The following is a 14,779-nucleotide window of genomic DNA, read 5'->3' as shown; positions in this document are numbered from 1 at the left end:
GGCTTGCAAAGGTGGCACGCTCCCCCCGTACTTGAGTCATGGGGTAAGTTTAACTGTGGAACTAAACAGTTAACAGAGTTTAGAAAAAAGACTTGTTTTCGTGGGTGCTATTGTACACTCTTCCTTCAATTACTTGGCTGTCTAACTTTATTCCTTTCATCTGCACAATTACGACCTTTGTTTTCATCGCCATTCTCAAGCTTATTTTGGTTCCTGCACCGTTCGTAGGTAATTTGTGCCGCAGAAGACTTTGGCAGTTGATCCAGTTGTTGCACTGCTTTATTGAAAAAGTCTTGAGCTTCTTTGTTGTTACCTTGACTTCTCAAAATTTGAGCTTTAAGGTATAAAACCTCTGGGTTATTGGGTGTCAATGCCAAGGCACGATTCACAAACTCTAGTGCTTTAGGATACTTTTTCAAATCACGATAGCCAACAGCAATTCCTCGATAAGCTAAATAAGATGGAGACGCATACTTTTCTAGTTTTTCAATAGCTTGAGCTGGGTCAGAAAAGGGTAAATTAACTGCCAACATCAAATCCATGTAGCCCGTCAGCAAATTTAATTCGGGGTCTTTTGGGTCAATTTTTTTTGCCTCATCTAGCAACTGGAACACCTTCTGCAATTTACTTAACGCTCCTACAGGCCCATCTTTTTTGAAGTCGTAACTCCCTTCTAAAAATTGCCCAACTGCAATGTAAAGATTGCCACGTAAAGGGTCAGTAGATTTTAGCTGTTGTGCAGTTTGCTGAGTTTTGATAGCGTGACTCTTCAGAGTTTCCCACTCTCCAGTTGTGTACGCTAGAGATGCCATCATCGCATGAGCGAGGGGTTCATTCGCTTCACTAACTTCCGCTTTCTGTAGGTAGTTTTTGGCGGCTTTGTAGTTTCCCTCTTTGAAGATAGAATTAAAAGCCGCTTCTGTATTATCGCCAATGGGGCGAGGATTATTGGTGCGAAAGGGATCTTTGGCAAAAGTAGGGTTCACCCATAAACCAAGTACCAAAGCCGCTGCACTCGCAAGAGTTGTTATCGTCCGTTTTGGTGCAGGTAACCAATTCATCATTGTCATCCTCAAAAAAATGATGCTTAATGAAAGTATGACGTTAGAGTTGATTCAATGTTCCAGTTTGCAACGAACCAGATGAATCATTGATATCTTTTTCACAATTTTACAAAATATCCTTGCCTTCTGAAATTGGTAGCTCTTAAGATAGGTTAATGAATAATTCGTAATTATCAATTCAAAAAGTGGGTTACAAGCCTTGTCATGCAAGGCTGTCCATATTTGAGTCAAGTCTAAGATATTGGCTCAAATATTAATTAAGAATTACGTTGCGATACTAACGCGAGAGCGAATACTACGAATTTTTAACCGATGAAATCTTCTACTTGTCCCTTTTGTCTACCTTGCCTCGAAAAGTACTCAAAAATTTCTACTATCCTGCCCTAAATGCTAGACAGTGGATTTTCCCTGATTGGACACCGACTAGGGCACAGAGAGTAACATGACAAAAGAACATACTATTGAAGCATAACAACTTTTCTCCTGAGGGAAGTGGGAAACTGCTAGTAGACGGATGTAAGACCCAAATGAAGAAAAAAGGTCTGTGGCGGCATCTTCCGTGAACCTGAAAGCCGCTCTTACAGTCGTAAGAGTCAAGCAGCTTGTATCCTAACTTCCAAACTGCCCTTTTGTTGTACGAATCTGAATGCTGTACCTTAGAAACTTAACTTACCACCCTCCTGCTACCCCCCTCGCCATCTTAAAATCTCTGAATCTAGAACTTGCACCGCAACAGCTAGGACTGGTAATTGGTCCAAGTGGATCTGGCAAAAGCACATTATTGGAAATTTTGGCAGGGTTAGCACAGCAAAGCGGAGGTGGCATTTTTTGGCGAGATCAGGAACTCACGCCGGAACACCTGCAACAGCTGGGAGGGTTGGTGTTTCAGTTTCCAGAGCGGCATTTCTGCGGCAGTACAATTCTAGAGGAGCTGCGACTGGGGCATCCGGAGTTGGGGTCAGAGAAGGTTTATGAAGCACTGGGGGAGGTTGGATTGGCTGATTTATCGTTGCACACGTCACCCCATGCACTGAGTGGGGGTCAACAGCGACGCCTTGCTTTGGCAGTGCAGTTGATTCGCCAACCCCATATTCTCATGTTGGATGAACCGACAGCAGGGCTAGACTGGTCGATGCGACAACAGTTAGTGAGTCTCTTAGCGAAGCTCAAAACTCATTGGACGCTCTTTGTTGTCACTCATGATGCAGGTGAATTATTGCAAATTTCCGATCGCTGCTGGACTCTGAATCATGGAGAATTGCAAGAAGTTGATCCGTTCACGTTAAAAGCTAGAGATGCCGCGCCACAGCTAGCCATTTGAAATCATTGGTTATAAGTCCGGACAGGGGTTGATACGTTAGTAGGTTGAAAGCTAAAAATTTGGTAACTTGGTATACTCACATCTTGCACTACCCTCCTAAGGCGTGTTTTCAAACCCTTCGAGCCCCCCCAGCCCCCCCTTAAAAAGGGGGGAGAATTTAGTCAAAGTCCCCCTGAAAAAGGGGGATTTAGGGGAATCTCAACCGACATCAACGAAGCTAATAAAGTTGGAAAACACGCCCTAGCTGCCCTGAATAAGAAGGAAATTTAGCTCCCTCCCCTTGATAAGGGGAGAGTTGGGGAGGGGTCGAAAGGCTGGGTGCAAGATCTGAGTAGGTCAATATGTTACTCATGTGACGATTTTTCACCTTCAATCTTCAACCTTTAACTTTTAACCTTCTAACCTTCAACCCCTTGACCCATGACTAATAGCATAAAATCAAGGGCTATCTACGAAAGAATTAAACGAACTTGATAACATGAATGAGATTAAAACCTTACTGTTGCCGGAAATGGTAGATACGTGGCAGCAAACCCTGAACTGGCAGCCAACTATGGAACAGCAAGGGCTGTTTCAACAGCTCTATGAAGCCATTTTACAAGGTAATCAACAGCTGAATTTGACCCGCATCACTGAGCCATTGGAATTTTGGGAAAAACATCTGTGGGATTCTCTACGAGGCATTTGGCTCCAGGAATCAGGCATTAATAGGGGCATCTCTCGTGGATGCTCAGGGTACCCACAAGGGGTACCCGTACAGTCAGAAGGTAAGGGTGAAATTCAGCCTCACTCCCTGAAGCTGATTGATATAGGGACAGGTGCAGGTTTTCCGGGACTCCCTGTAGCGATCGCATTTCCCAATCATTTTGTGACCTTACTCGATTCCACCCGAAAAAAGGTCACCTTTCTCGAATCTTTAATTAATCAGTTAGCCCTTGAAAATGTTACAACTTCGATTGGTAGAGCTGAAACTATTAGCCATCAGCCGCAGCATCGACAAACTTATGACATTGCTCTTCTGAGAGCTGTTGCACCAGCTCCCATCTGTGCCGAATATGCCTTACCTTTTCTAAAAACAGGGGGTTTAGCAATTCTCTATCGAGGTCATTGGACAGATGAAGAGACCGAAGCTCTAAAGCCAAGGCTTGAGAAGCTAGGTGGGGTGATTGAAGCCATTGAAACTTTTACAACGCCCATCACTCAAAGTGTCCGCAACTGTATTTGCTTACGCTCTTGTTTACCTCCAAAAGAAGTTCCTATAAAAAAGAATTCAAGAAAAGTACAATAAAAGGATTTTCGACTATCATTTTAAATTCTGATTCTACTACCTACCTAGTTAAAAATTGATATAAGCCATTGAGCCGATTATCTACTTGGCGATCGCGCCTGACTAAACCTTTCTTCTCTCCCAAAGAACAACGCCTGCGTGCGGGTTGGCGGATTTTGGGACAACTCCTACTTTTGAGGATATTGATGGTTGTATTGGGGTTGGTGATTTACCCGCGATTGAGTCTGAAAAATTTGCCCGATGACATCACATCGTTAATTAATTACACCCTATGGGCGCTGGCTGTTACCTTATCCGTGTTTCTTGCCCGTCGCTACCTGGATCGTCGCACTTTTATATCTTTAGGCTTGCGCTGGAATCGACAGGCGCTGTTAGACCTACTTTTTGGTTTTGCCTTAGCTGGTTTCTTGATGGGCTTGATATACAACTTGGAGTGGATGGCAGGTTGGTTAACCTTTGAAGGCTTTGTATGGCAGCAGTTGCCCTGGTATTCGGTAATTTTTCAATCCTTGGTGGGGTTGCTGAGTCTGGGCGTCACTGTCAGTTGGTTGGAGGAATTGAGCGATCGCGGGTATATCTTACAAAACCTCAAAGATGGTCTCAACCTACCGTGGGCACTGTTTCTATCATCGGCGATGTTTTCCGCACGTCATTTAGGAAATCCTAATACGACTTGGATTTCAACATTAGGCATTTTTCTCGCCGGTATCTTCTTAGCTTACGGTTGGGTACGTACCCGGCAGCTATGGATTCCACTGGGACTACACGCCGGGTGGAACTTTTTCGAGGGGACAGTATTTGGGTTTCCCGTCAGCGGTTTCAAAAGCTTTCAGTTGATCAAGCAGACAGTTGAGGGGCCAGAATGGATAACGGGTGGTGATTTTGGCCCTGAGGCGGGATTTGTGGTGATCCTCGCGATGGCGATCGGCATGATACTCATTTATTGGTGGAGTAAGGGAAGACTCAGAAGCCTTACGGACTAAGAATAGGGTCATTTGATTTGCAACAGGACTTACGCAGCTACGCCAGATATAGAGGAGACCAGCTTATTCTTAGTGAGATGCTCCCAATGAAAACCGCTATTAAAAGTGCATAAGTGTCATTGGGTCAGAGATAGGAGATAACAGTCAAGCCAAATGGCTGAGTTAGAGCCATCGTTAAGTGCTGACTATCCTAAAAAATCCCTAACCTCACGACTCTCACACGACACAGATGCGAAACCATATCTCCTCAAGAGCGTCTTCACCCAACTCCCCATCCCCGCAAAACCTGCAAATGAAGCTTGGAGTTGCCGTTGTTTGTATGGCAACGGTTTATTGTGCTGCTCAATTTTTTCGAGATAGTAGCGACTACAACAAAGGACATGAAGCCTATCGCCGTGTTGATTGTACTGTAGCGTCCAATTATTTTGATCGCGTCATTAATGGGTGGCGAATTGTCGATTTCGGTGGATTAGCGACCCGTGCTCAACAAGAAAAATCAGAATGTCTTGCCTTTAAACCAGTACTTGAGCAAGAGCAGAAAGGGAATTTAGGTCAAGCGCTTGTTGCCTACAATGGCTTTCTCAGTGATTATAAAGCGGATAGTGAGCTGGTCGATGCGGCTCGCGATCGCGTCAAGTCCTTATTTGCAAAAAACAAACCTGAAAAGCTGGCAACTAAATCACTCTGTGATAATTTGAAGCGGCTTCAACCTGATCTCATTCCTGAGAGTGAGACAACCTTACCACCACTTCACTTCGCCTGTGGCGAGACATACACTAACCTAAAAGACTATAACAAAGCCGCTGTGATGTATGAGAGTTTTTTGGATACATATCCCGATCATGCTCTAGCTCCACAGGCAAAAACCGCATGGGCAAAAACTCTCGTAGCACAAGCTAAGCAAGAAGGTGCAGGCAACCTCCCTGCACCCCAACGAACTGGCAGTACGGGTGGAGGGCCGCCAGTCGTGACCATTCGGAACGATTCACCAGAACCCATGCGTATTGTCTTCAGCGGGCCCGAAGGTCGGATTGAAGAGTTGGAGGCGTGTCCCACTTGTCAAAAATACGTGGGTCAAGGCCCGAAGTCTTGCCCCAATCAAGGACCTGTTGGAAATTACACTCTTAAAGCGGGTGAATATGATGTCGTGGTTAAGTCTAGGGGTGATAAGTTAGTACGTCCCTTTAAAGGTACTTGGAGTATGAATACTGGCTGGACTTACACCAACTGTTTTTACATCGTTACTCGTGCAAACCCAGAAGAGCAAAAATCTAATCCTGACCGTTAAATCTCTAAACTTAGGCAAAACAACTTGTTAGCAGTTCTCCAGAAGTCCAGGATTTCGTATATCACATGGTAGGGGCACGACATGTCGTGCCCCTACGAATATCTGTTGCTTTTTCCAGGTCTAGTTGATGGGGTGACAGGGAAATATAGCGGTTCTCGGTTAGATGCGGTAGGGAGCATCCCAATTCTGTAAATACATCTCCGTGGGGTAGGCGAAACGAGCAGCCCAAAAACCTAGGGGGAGCATATCAGGGAGAGTAAGTGGACGCCCTCATCGCCCAGCCCCTTCTCCCTTTGGGAGAAGGGGAGCCAGATTCAAAGTCCCTCTCCCCGTGGGAGAGGGATTTAGGGTGAGGGCTTCCCAGTGGTGACATGCTCCCAACCTAGGCGGACAGAATGCCCACCCCACAAGAAAATACTATTTTTGCTTTCATTGGCTATATTTACTTTTTAAAATTTTAATTTCATCTCTTGTTTACACAATCTTTTTGAAAGCTTTAAGTCTAGATAGATTCAAGGCGGAACCTTTGCCATCAATCATTCATCCAATAACTAGAATAAATTGAGCCTTTTATTAATCGGCTGATTCAGTTGGAATATCTACACATTCAGAAGGTAGATAATTCAAGTAACCTAGCTAAGAATTTGTGAGGGATTTGGAATGATTCGTTTTTCAGGCTTTTCATCCGGCACCGCTGCCTTGTTAATGTTTGGAATGACAGCCAGTGCTGTAATGCCTATTGTAATGGCTACCCCGACGAAAGCCGCGACATTTTCAGATGTGAACAACCACTTGAATCGCTCCGTTAGTGCATCTTCTTACATTGCTAGTAGCGTATCAATACAAAATCAGTCACTGAAACTCAAAGTTGCCAAAGACAGCAAAATTAATGTCAGCTATACACCCTCTAAAAAAGTCGTTTTGACTCCTGGTGAGACGATGAACATGACTCTGATGGTGGCTAACGACATCAAGAATTCTCAAGGGCAGATTTTGATTCCAAAGAACAGTCAGATCGAGGGTCAGCTGATTTCTCGTTACAGTGCTAACGATTTTAAGGGGGCTCAGTTTGTTGCCCAAAAACTCATCATTGGGAAGAAGTCCTATAACAACATCAACGCCACCTCAGCACTAATTAAAAATCAGCAGTCTAGTAACAGTTTCGGGATTGGGAAAACTTTACAAAATGCCACGATGACGGTAGCTGCTCAGGCAGCTCTAGGCAAGATTACGGGGCAGCGAATGAGTGTTGGTGATATCTTGAGCAGTGTTTTGACGAGTCGCTCTCAGGACAATCAGCCCAAAGAGAACGACCAGCTGATTATTATTGAGCCGCAAAAAGATTTGAGTCTGACCCTAGGTTCTGATTTCTATGTCAATACCGTTGCGAGCACTCAAAGGTAGTAGAGCTTCATGGGAGGTTGAGAAACCCACTTGATACCAAGCTGTTCAGGAGCGCTCGCACTCGTGAAGGCGACAAGAAACACCAGTAGCTAGAATTCCCTAAACCGTAAGGGTTTCAGAAAGTGTTTCTTAGAAGTTGCATTTAAATATATCACTCTCTCTTGGTTTTACCTCAGTGCCCTGGAGGGCCTCTGTGGCTTGTTAGATTCTACTAATACCCATTTCCCGTGAACATGCTGCACCATTCGATCCCCCCAGCCCCCCTTCAAAAGGGGGGAGAATAATTTGATCTGTTGCAAGTACTTGGGAAAACGGTATAAGAAGTGCAACTCAGCATGATATCTCATAGTGATTAGCCAGAGGAGTAACGCCACCTCCAGACTCATTCGCTAAACGCTTCTGGACACACTGGGATCATTGGTCAAAATGGTGATGACGCTTGTTTTACAATCAACTACGGTGTCGGGAGTGGGTTGCATAACAAGAGAGTCTCAATGAAGTCTATATTTTCACCTGTTCAACAGTTCCTGATCACTTGGTTGCTCATCTTAGTGACCGGTTGGGTAACGCTGAATGCCCTGAGCTACGTGGGTGAATTGATCAGCATTTTGCTCACGGCGGCTCTGATTGCCTTTTTGCTCAACTATGCCGTTGCGGCGGTTCGACCCTTCTTGCCGCGAAGTGTGGCAGCTGTCCTCGTCTATTTAGGGGCAGCTGTTGCAGTTGTCTTTATTGCACTGACGCTAGTGCCACCCGTGTTTAACCAAGGGCGGCAATTGGTGACCAATTTACCCTCTCTGCTGGAACAAGGTCAGCAACAGTTGGCGAGTTTCCAAGATTGGAGTGTGGCACACAATTTGCCTTTTGATGTCCGAATTTTGGCGTCTCAACTGTTGGCGCGGGTACAAGCTCAGGCCGAAGCGATCGCATCTACCGGTTTAGGCTTAGTGGTGGGTACGTTTAACTGGTTTTTGGACTTCATTTTAATTTTGGTGATTTCGTTTTACATGCTCATCGATGGTGAGCGAGTTTGGCGAGGACTAACGAGTTTTCTTTCCCCAAACATCCAAAGTGAGTTAACCCAATCCCTGGAACGCAATTTACAGCGGTTTGTGACCGGGCAGCTGTTATTGGGGCTATTTATGGCAGTGACCCTCACCCTTGCCTTTTGGGCACTGAATGTTCCTTTTTTCCTGCTGTTTGCGGTCTTTATCGGGTTAATGGAAGTCATTCCCTTTATCGGAGCGAGCTTGGGAATTGCAGCAGTAGTGATTGTAGTGGCTTTTATCAACGGGTGGTTGGCGTTGGAAGTATTGGGGGTTGCGATCGCACTCCAGCAGGTCAAAGATAATTTAATTGCCCCCCGGATTATGGGCAACTTAACAGGTTTATCGCCCGTGATTATCTTTGTGTCTCTACTCTTAGGAGCCCAAGTAGGAGGGCTGTTGGGGGTGATTTTGGCGATTCCGTTGACGGGTGTGGTGAAAAGTCTGGCAGAAATTACTCTCGACCCGACACTACCGCCCCAAACCGGATCGTTCTTTCACAATCCCCTGAGTAAGGGGAATTTTAAGCGATCGCTCTCTCCTGTTTCTGATGCTGAGGCAGATAGCCAATTGAAGGCCAAAGTATAAAGTATGAGGTCAAGGGGCGGCAAGAGATGGAACTCATCCCCTGTTGAGCATGATAGTGTGCTTGGACGTTGTAGCATCAACCAATCCCAAGAAAGGCATTCATCATGTTGTACGAGCGAGAGAAACAGGTAGTCCTAGCAGCCGTAACCGCCGCCGCCCAGTTATGTGAACAAGTGCGTCAGGAGCAAGGTTCTTTAGCGATCGCAAAACCTGATCGCACTCCTGTTACTGTGGCTGACTTTGGCGCACAAGCGATAATTTGTCAAGCCCTAGGAGAAGCGTTTCCTGATGATCCCGTGATTGGTGAAGAAGATTCCTCGTTGCTGCGAACTCAAACCGATCAGTTGGCACAGGTGACCCAATATGTCCAAACTTACCTACCTAGTGCTACACCTGAGTCTGTTGCAGCTTGGATTGATCGAGGCAATGCTCAAGTCAAATCTAGATACTGGACTTTAGACCCCATTGATGGGACAAAAGGATACATCCGAGGTGACCAATATGCGATCGCCTTGGCGCTGGTTGAGGCGGGTGAATTAAAGCTCGGTATCTTAGGTTGCCCCGCTTTACCCATCGATCTAGCCAAACCGGATGGAGAACGGGGTGTTCTGTTTGTGGCGGTGCGGGGTCAGGGCGCAACGATGATTCCCTTGGCAGGCGGTGAGCCACGTCCGATTCACGTTACTAACGCTTCCAAGGAGAGTTTAAACCGATTAGCCAAGAGTATCGTATCGGAACATAGTAATCCGACCTTGCAAGAAGCGGTGGTGCAAGCTGTAGGACTGACGGCTCCACCGTTGCAGCTCGACTCTCAAGCCAAGTACGGTGTGGTGGCACGAGGTGAAGCCGCCCTCTACATCCGTCTACCCAATCCTATTTCCTCAGAAAAAAGGCAGAATACTTGGGATCATGCAGCAGGAGTGATTGTTGTAGAAGAAGCGGGAGGACGGGTAACGGATATGTATGGTCAGCCTTTAGACTTTTCGTTCGGAGCCAAGCTGGTGAATAATCAGGGCATTATTGCCAGCAATGGAATCATTCATGAAGCCGTGCTAGCGGCTGTGGCTCAAAAGACGAAGGAGTGAGCGCGACAAGGTTAACCTGTAGCGCCAGGAGACGGAGATAGCACCCACCGCATCCGAGTGGTAGAGATGGAGAGGTTTTCCCGTCCCTCCTACTTCATGAGCTGCAATGTAAACGGCGACTTGCAGGCCAAATCGGTCACTTGTTTCAAGGTCGAGCGATTACCATTAGAAATGCGGCCTAACTCTTGCAACCTGGAGGTGTATCGTGGCAATTTTGCGGCTTGACGACGGAACAACCTACACCGCACTGGATGATCTTGAGCGGGAATTGGCTCCTCTAAACGTTCAGCTCAATCGGTGGCCTGTGGGGGATAATCCGGAAATTCACGCCTTACTCGCGAAAGACGCATTGAGCGATGAGGAGAAGGAACAGGTACTCCAATCGTTGGATAAGTACTTTGAACAACTCAAAATTTCTGCTGGCTATCAGTCCCGTGACTTAGTGGTACTGCATCCAGATGTACCGAATCTCAACACCCTCCTGTCCAAATTTGACCGCTGTCATTACCACGCTGATGACGAAGTACGCTATATCGTTGCAGGTGAGGGCGTTTTTGGCTTTGTGCGTCCGGATGGCAGCCAAGTCGAAGTGACAGTGCAACCGGAGGAGTACATTAATGTTCCCGCGAACACTGAACACTGGTTTTATCTGACCCCATCAAAACGGATAAAAGCTGTGCGTTACTTCACCACCACTGAAGGCTGGACTCCTGAGTATACGGATACGGAAATCAAGTTCCGCACAGCAGCAGTCGTCTGAGGCAACTCATGAAACCGAGTCAATTGCATGGTGTATAACATTCCTCGCCTGCAAGAGGTTCCCCCTTTAGCTACAGCCATCGCTGACAAATTTGCTGCTTTGCCTCCAGTCGTGGCTGTAGCTTTAGCCGGTTCCCGCTCAACTGGCCTTTCCAATGAAGGGTCAGATTATGATTTTTATATCTATGCTCAGGGAGATATCTCTGTAGAGATTCGGGAGGGGATAGCGCGAGAATTTGGCGATCGCATAGAAATCAACAACCAATTCTGGGAACCAGGAGATGAGTGGATCGATGCTGGTTCTGGATGCGGTGTTGATGTAATGTATCGTACTCCCCAGTGGATTGAGGAACAACTCGATCGCGTACTTGTTCACCATCAAGCTTCGGTTGGTTATTCCACCTGTTTTTGGTGGAATATTTTGACTTCAGCCCCTTTATATGATAGAGAGGTTTGGTTCAAACAGCTGCAAGAAAAAGCAAACCAGCCCTATCCTGAATCCCTCAAAACCGCAATTATTGCCAAAAATTATCCCATTCTGCGGCGAAATATTTCTTCCTATACTCACCAGTTAGAATCAGCAATAAACCGTAATGATTCGGTCAGTCTTATTCATCGAACTGCGGCTTTATTGGCAAGTTATTTTGACATCATTTTTGCTGTTAATTCTGTGCCTCATCCCGGTGAAAAACGGTTGGTAGAGTGGGTGCAGAGGCTTTGCTCCAAAGTACCGGATGAACTGGAAGAGCATATTCAAGGAGTTACGAATTCGATGCCATTGTCGGCGAGTAGGGAGATGAAAATGTCGTGCCCTTACCTTCACTACCTCAATGCCCTAATTGATGGTTTAGATAAGTTACTCATAGCCGAAGGTTTAATAACTGCATCTCAAGTGTAAGGCAGTTAAGCAAATCGGCATAAAACATTGCATAGCTTGGACGGGCAATCCTTCCCATCCCACAGTTGTCTTTACAAACTGATACCAGTTCACTTTTAAAGTGCTGTGCTACACATTGACCCCCCCAACCCCCCTTACTAAGGGGGGAGCAAGAAAAGTATTGGTATCAAGCATTTCGTGAATTGGTATGACTGGTGAGTTAATTGACGTTTGCTGTTTCCAAAGGGGGTTCCAGCATTTTGTCCAGATTTGATAAACAAATGGGTGATATTCGTCGTCATACCGTTCTTTGTACTGTTTGTAGTCGTTTTCAATCGCAAGCCACAACGATCGTAGTTCTTGCCAGGTGGAACAGTTTTGAATCTGGCAAGCAACGGCATTTTTCCACTGTCGTAATTGGCGATAACTGATGAATTGTCCGCCTTTATCGGTGCGATGGACGAAGAGGACGTATGCCCAACATTCGATGCGCACAATTTGGTGTTTGGGAATTTTTAGCAATTGGGCGATGCAACTGACGGTGATGCGGAATTTCTGAGCAGGTTGGAGACTGCGAAATAAAGGGGTCATGATGGCTTCACTTCATCTATAGGTGTGAGTTCGTTGGGTACATCAAAAAGAATTTCAAATTCAACCGCAGGGATATAGCGGTTAAGGAATCGCTTATGGTCTTCGGCATCCTGGCGGTTACGAAACCTGGCAACTGTGTACCGTCTGGCGTCGGGTAGGAGTCGGATAATTGCCCAAGGACGAGAGTAATCTTCTGCTTGGGAATGGTGTCGAGCTGGAATTGACTCAAGTTGTCCCCTGATTTGGTTTATGATCCGTTCAATGAGTTGCCACAGTTGGGTTCTGGTTGGGCTGGTATTATTGGGGACTAGGCTCCAATCGCTGATGGGTGCTGGTAACCAAGTAAGCATGTAGTCGTCCTGACCCTCTTTGGTAAGTTTCCAAGATAGGCGTCGAGTTTGTTTGCGGCATTGGTATCCTTGTTGGCGCAGATTGGCACAAATGCTGTCGCCTTCTGATTGCAGACGCAGCCAGTCAGAGTGTTTCATAGGAAAATTTGCGTAATAAAGGTCTAGCGATCGCATGATTAAAGAGCGATCGCCCGTGCAGGTTGGCACCACACAGTAATTCACTGTGCTTGCACAGCGAACAATCCGAAATGGTGAACTACGACAAAATGAGACACTAGAACGAAGGGCAGCTTTGTATTTATGTAAGTTCTAGCTGTCTGCCCTTTGCTCTCCTTGAATAACGCCATTATGGCGTGCCATTACAGCAGATGTCAATATGGCGCGTCAAAACTGTAGAATGAAAAAAGACAGAAGACCCCAAGAAAGCGAGTCACTTATAGAAACCCTGAGGATTGAACGGACAAATTTATCTCAGGCTGAATTTGCAGTGCAGTGCGGCATTCCATTACGTACCTATCAACGGTGGATTGCTGGGACAACTGAAGCAAAACTTACTCCTCTTCAATGGAAAGCCGTGATGCAACTGTTGCAAATCCAGTCACTTGACGAAATACCCGATGACTTTGGGCCAATAAACCAAATATCTAAGGAATAATGCTTAGTTAGTATGCAATGACTGAAAAAAGTAAAAGGCGAAAACAGGCAAGCGATTCAGCTTGGGAAGCGTTGAGAATAGACCGAACGACTTTCACCCAAGACGAGTTAGCGCTACACTGCGGCATTCCCCGTTCTACCTACCAACGTTGGATCGCTGGAAAGACTGAGGCTAAACTGAGCATTCCGCAACTTAAGAAGCTGTGCCAACTACTGGGGATTGAACGTATTGATGAGCTACCGGATGACTTTAGTCCGCCGAGTCAATCACCTGATGAGGGTTAACTGCTTTAGATGAGTAGAATGAGTGAAGCGTAGCTATCCCGGAAGGAATAGCTCTTGATGGTCATGGGTGCGCTCGCTCATCCTCAGTTCTCACGCCTCAAAAGGATTCAACAGCTGTAAGCCCTCGATCCATCGAAAGTCGTCAACATTCCGGGTGACCAATATAAGATCATGCGTCAAGGCAGTTCCTGCAATAATTGCATCTCCTAACGTCATCCGTCGAGTTTGTCGTAGTGTTACAGCTTGAGCCAGAACGGGCTGTGAAATTGGCAGCATCAATGACACAGCAAAAAATTCCTCAAGAAGCTGGCACTCCATTTCCGTCAGACGATGATAGCCCAGGGTTTCAACATAACTGAGTGCTGAAACCGCTGGCTCATGTTCTGCGATAAATTCACGTAACCAGGCATTTTCGGGCTGAGTTGCGTAAATGATGATGTTGCTATCGAGTAGCATCATTCACTCCGCTCAGGGAGTTCACGATCCTGTCTGATTTCACGCTGCCACCTCGAAGGATCAACCCCCGAAAATGCCCGTGCTTGGGCTAATTTTTCCAGCACGTCTGCCATTTGTCGCCCACGTCCTTGGGTTACGGCGAAAGGCTCCTCGTCTAGAAGCGTGACCAGAACTTGCACTGTGCGATCGCCCTGGAGCCACCCATTGACTTGCTCCTGCCATTCCAGCAAATTGCCCTTTAGAACAGCCCGAAATGTACGCAGCATAGACAATGGCTCCAAACTTTGAAGTTCATTCTACCGTTTCTGGGTGCGATCGCTCTTGATGCTCACAGGTGCGATCGCTCATTCTATCGGGGAAGCGATAAGCCTTGTAGGAACACTTGCAGGTTTTAGTTGAAGGGGAAGATAATCGCATGTTCTTAACTTCATTGCCGAATCGGAATCTCAATCAGGAACTCAGTCCCTTCTCCTGGCGCTGAAATACACTTTAGCTGACCGTTGTGCTTTTCAACAACAATTTGGTAGCTGATAGATAGACCTAAACCTGTACCCTGACCAATTGGTTTAGTAGTGAAGAAGCGGTCAAAAAGCTGAGCTTTCACAGCTTCAGTCATTCCCGGGCCATTGTCCTTAATCCGAATCACTACATGGGAATTCGCATCAACAACTTCCGTGCGGATCATAATCAAGCCCTCTTGATCCTGCCTATGATTTTCTATGGCATCAATGGCATTGTTA

18 protein-coding genes are annotated in these 14,779 nt (G+C 46.2%); 11 read left to right on the top strand and 7 right to left on the bottom strand.

All coding sequences use genetic code 11. The features are described 5' to 3' along the window. Positions 1-125: 125 nt before the first annotated feature. Positions 126-1,064: a Sll0314/Alr1548 family TPR repeat-containing protein gene (locus V6C93_RS02900; RefSeq protein ID WP_333475143.1), complete on the bottom strand. Its 939-nt coding sequence runs from the start codon at positions 1,062-1,064 to the stop codon at positions 126-128. Positions 1,065-1,710: 646 nt separating this feature from the next. Here V6C93_RS02900 and V6C93_RS02895 point away from each other — a divergent pair. The 9 genes from V6C93_RS02895 to V6C93_RS02855 all read left to right on the top strand — a co-directional run bounded on the left by V6C93_RS02895 (position 1,711) and on the right by V6C93_RS02855 (position 11,724). Then, positions 1,711-2,385, top strand: a complete 675-nt coding sequence (locus V6C93_RS02895; protein WP_333475142.1) for an energy-coupling factor ABC transporter ATP-binding protein — start codon at positions 1,711-1,713, stop codon at positions 2,383-2,385. 478 nt (positions 2,386-2,863) lie between these two features. Next, entirely contained in the window at positions 2,864-3,673 is an 810-nt protein-coding gene (gene rsmG, locus V6C93_RS02890) for a 16S rRNA (guanine(527)-N(7))-methyltransferase RsmG (RefSeq protein WP_333475141.1), read from the top strand. A gap of 68 nt (positions 3,674-3,741) precedes the next feature. Continuing rightward, positions 3,742-4,656 carry a type II CAAX endopeptidase family protein gene (locus V6C93_RS02885; protein ID WP_333475140.1) on the top strand — a complete coding sequence of 305 codons (915 nt, stop codon included), beginning with the start codon at positions 3,742-3,744 and terminating at the stop codon, positions 4,654-4,656. Between the two features lie 229 nt (positions 4,657-4,885). Then, the gene (locus V6C93_RS02880) at positions 4,886-5,944 is read left to right on the top strand and encodes a hypothetical protein (protein WP_333475139.1); all 1,059 of its coding nucleotides are present in this window, start codon (positions 4,886-4,888) and stop codon (positions 5,942-5,944) included. Positions 5,945-6,604: 660 nt separating this feature from the next. Next, the gene (locus V6C93_RS02875; protein WP_333475138.1) at positions 6,605-7,348 is read left to right on the top strand and encodes a hypothetical protein; all 744 of its coding nucleotides are present in this window, start codon (positions 6,605-6,607) and stop codon (positions 7,346-7,348) included. 494 nt (positions 7,349-7,842) lie between these two features. Then, entirely contained in the window at positions 7,843-8,982 is a 1,140-nt protein-coding gene (locus V6C93_RS02870; protein ID WP_333475137.1) for an AI-2E family transporter, read from the top strand. Between the two features lie 104 nt (positions 8,983-9,086). Beyond that, positions 9,087-10,067: a 3'(2'),5'-bisphosphate nucleotidase gene (locus V6C93_RS02865; RefSeq protein WP_333475136.1), complete on the top strand. Its 981-nt coding sequence runs from the start codon at positions 9,087-9,089 to the stop codon at positions 10,065-10,067. Positions 10,068-10,272: 205 nt separating this feature from the next. Next, complete coding sequence (locus V6C93_RS02860; RefSeq protein ID WP_333475135.1) at positions 10,273-10,827, top strand: acireductone dioxygenase; 555 nt, start codon at positions 10,273-10,275, stop codon at positions 10,825-10,827. 27 nt (positions 10,828-10,854) lie between these two features. Further along, a complete protein-coding gene (locus V6C93_RS02855) occupies positions 10,855-11,724 on the top strand; it encodes a hypothetical protein (RefSeq protein ID WP_333475134.1) in 870 nt (289 codons plus the stop codon). A 108-nt stretch (positions 11,725-11,832) separates the two neighbouring features. Here V6C93_RS02855 and V6C93_RS02850 read toward each other — a convergent pair whose 3' ends face one another. Beyond that, complete coding sequence (locus V6C93_RS02850; protein ID WP_333475133.1) at positions 11,833-12,294, bottom strand: hypothetical protein; 462 nt, start codon at positions 12,292-12,294, stop codon at positions 11,833-11,835. After that, positions 12,291-12,782 (bottom strand): hypothetical protein, encoded by a 492-nt coding sequence (locus V6C93_RS02845; protein ID WP_333475144.1) that lies wholly within the window; start codon positions 12,780-12,782, stop codon positions 12,291-12,293. The genes V6C93_RS02850 and V6C93_RS02845 overlap by 4 nt, the downstream gene beginning before the upstream one ends. 238 nt (positions 12,783-13,020) lie before the next feature. On the opposite strand from V6C93_RS02845, the gene V6C93_RS02840 reads away from it, so the two are divergent. Beyond that, positions 13,021-13,299 (top strand): helix-turn-helix domain-containing protein, encoded by a 279-nt coding sequence (locus V6C93_RS02840; RefSeq protein ID WP_333475132.1) that lies wholly within the window; start codon positions 13,021-13,023, stop codon positions 13,297-13,299. Between the two features lie 17 nt (positions 13,300-13,316). Continuing rightward, positions 13,317-13,583, top strand: coding sequence for a helix-turn-helix transcriptional regulator (locus V6C93_RS02835; RefSeq protein WP_333475131.1), 267 nt, complete (start codon positions 13,317-13,319; stop codon positions 13,581-13,583). A 90-nt stretch (positions 13,584-13,673) separates the two neighbouring features. Here V6C93_RS02835 and V6C93_RS02830 read toward each other — a convergent pair whose 3' ends face one another. The 4 genes from V6C93_RS02830 to V6C93_RS02815 form a co-directional block, all read right to left on the bottom strand. Then, positions 13,674-14,039 (bottom strand): type II toxin-antitoxin system VapC family toxin, encoded by a 366-nt coding sequence (locus tag V6C93_RS02830; protein ID WP_349262602.1) that lies wholly within the window; start codon positions 14,037-14,039, stop codon positions 13,674-13,676. Beyond that, entirely contained in the window at positions 14,039-14,305 is a 267-nt protein-coding gene (locus V6C93_RS02825) for a hypothetical protein (RefSeq protein ID WP_333475129.1), read from the bottom strand. The genes V6C93_RS02830 and V6C93_RS02825 overlap by 1 nt, the downstream gene beginning before the upstream one ends. 25 nt (positions 14,306-14,330) lie before the next feature. Next, on the bottom strand, positions 14,331-14,456 hold the full coding sequence (locus tag V6C93_RS02820) for a hypothetical protein (protein WP_333475128.1): 126 nt from the start codon (positions 14,454-14,456) through the stop codon (positions 14,331-14,333). 10 nt (positions 14,457-14,466) lie between these two features. Then, a partial coding sequence (locus tag V6C93_RS02815) for a sensor histidine kinase (protein ID WP_333475127.1) occupies positions 14,467-14,779 on the bottom strand: 313 nt, incomplete at its 5' end.

The organism is Allocoleopsis sp. (assembly GCF_036703385.1).
Classification (GTDB): domain Bacteria; phylum Cyanobacteriota; class Cyanobacteriia; order Cyanobacteriales; family Coleofasciculaceae; genus Allocoleopsis.
This window is presented reverse-complemented; position numbering and strand designations above follow the sequence as displayed.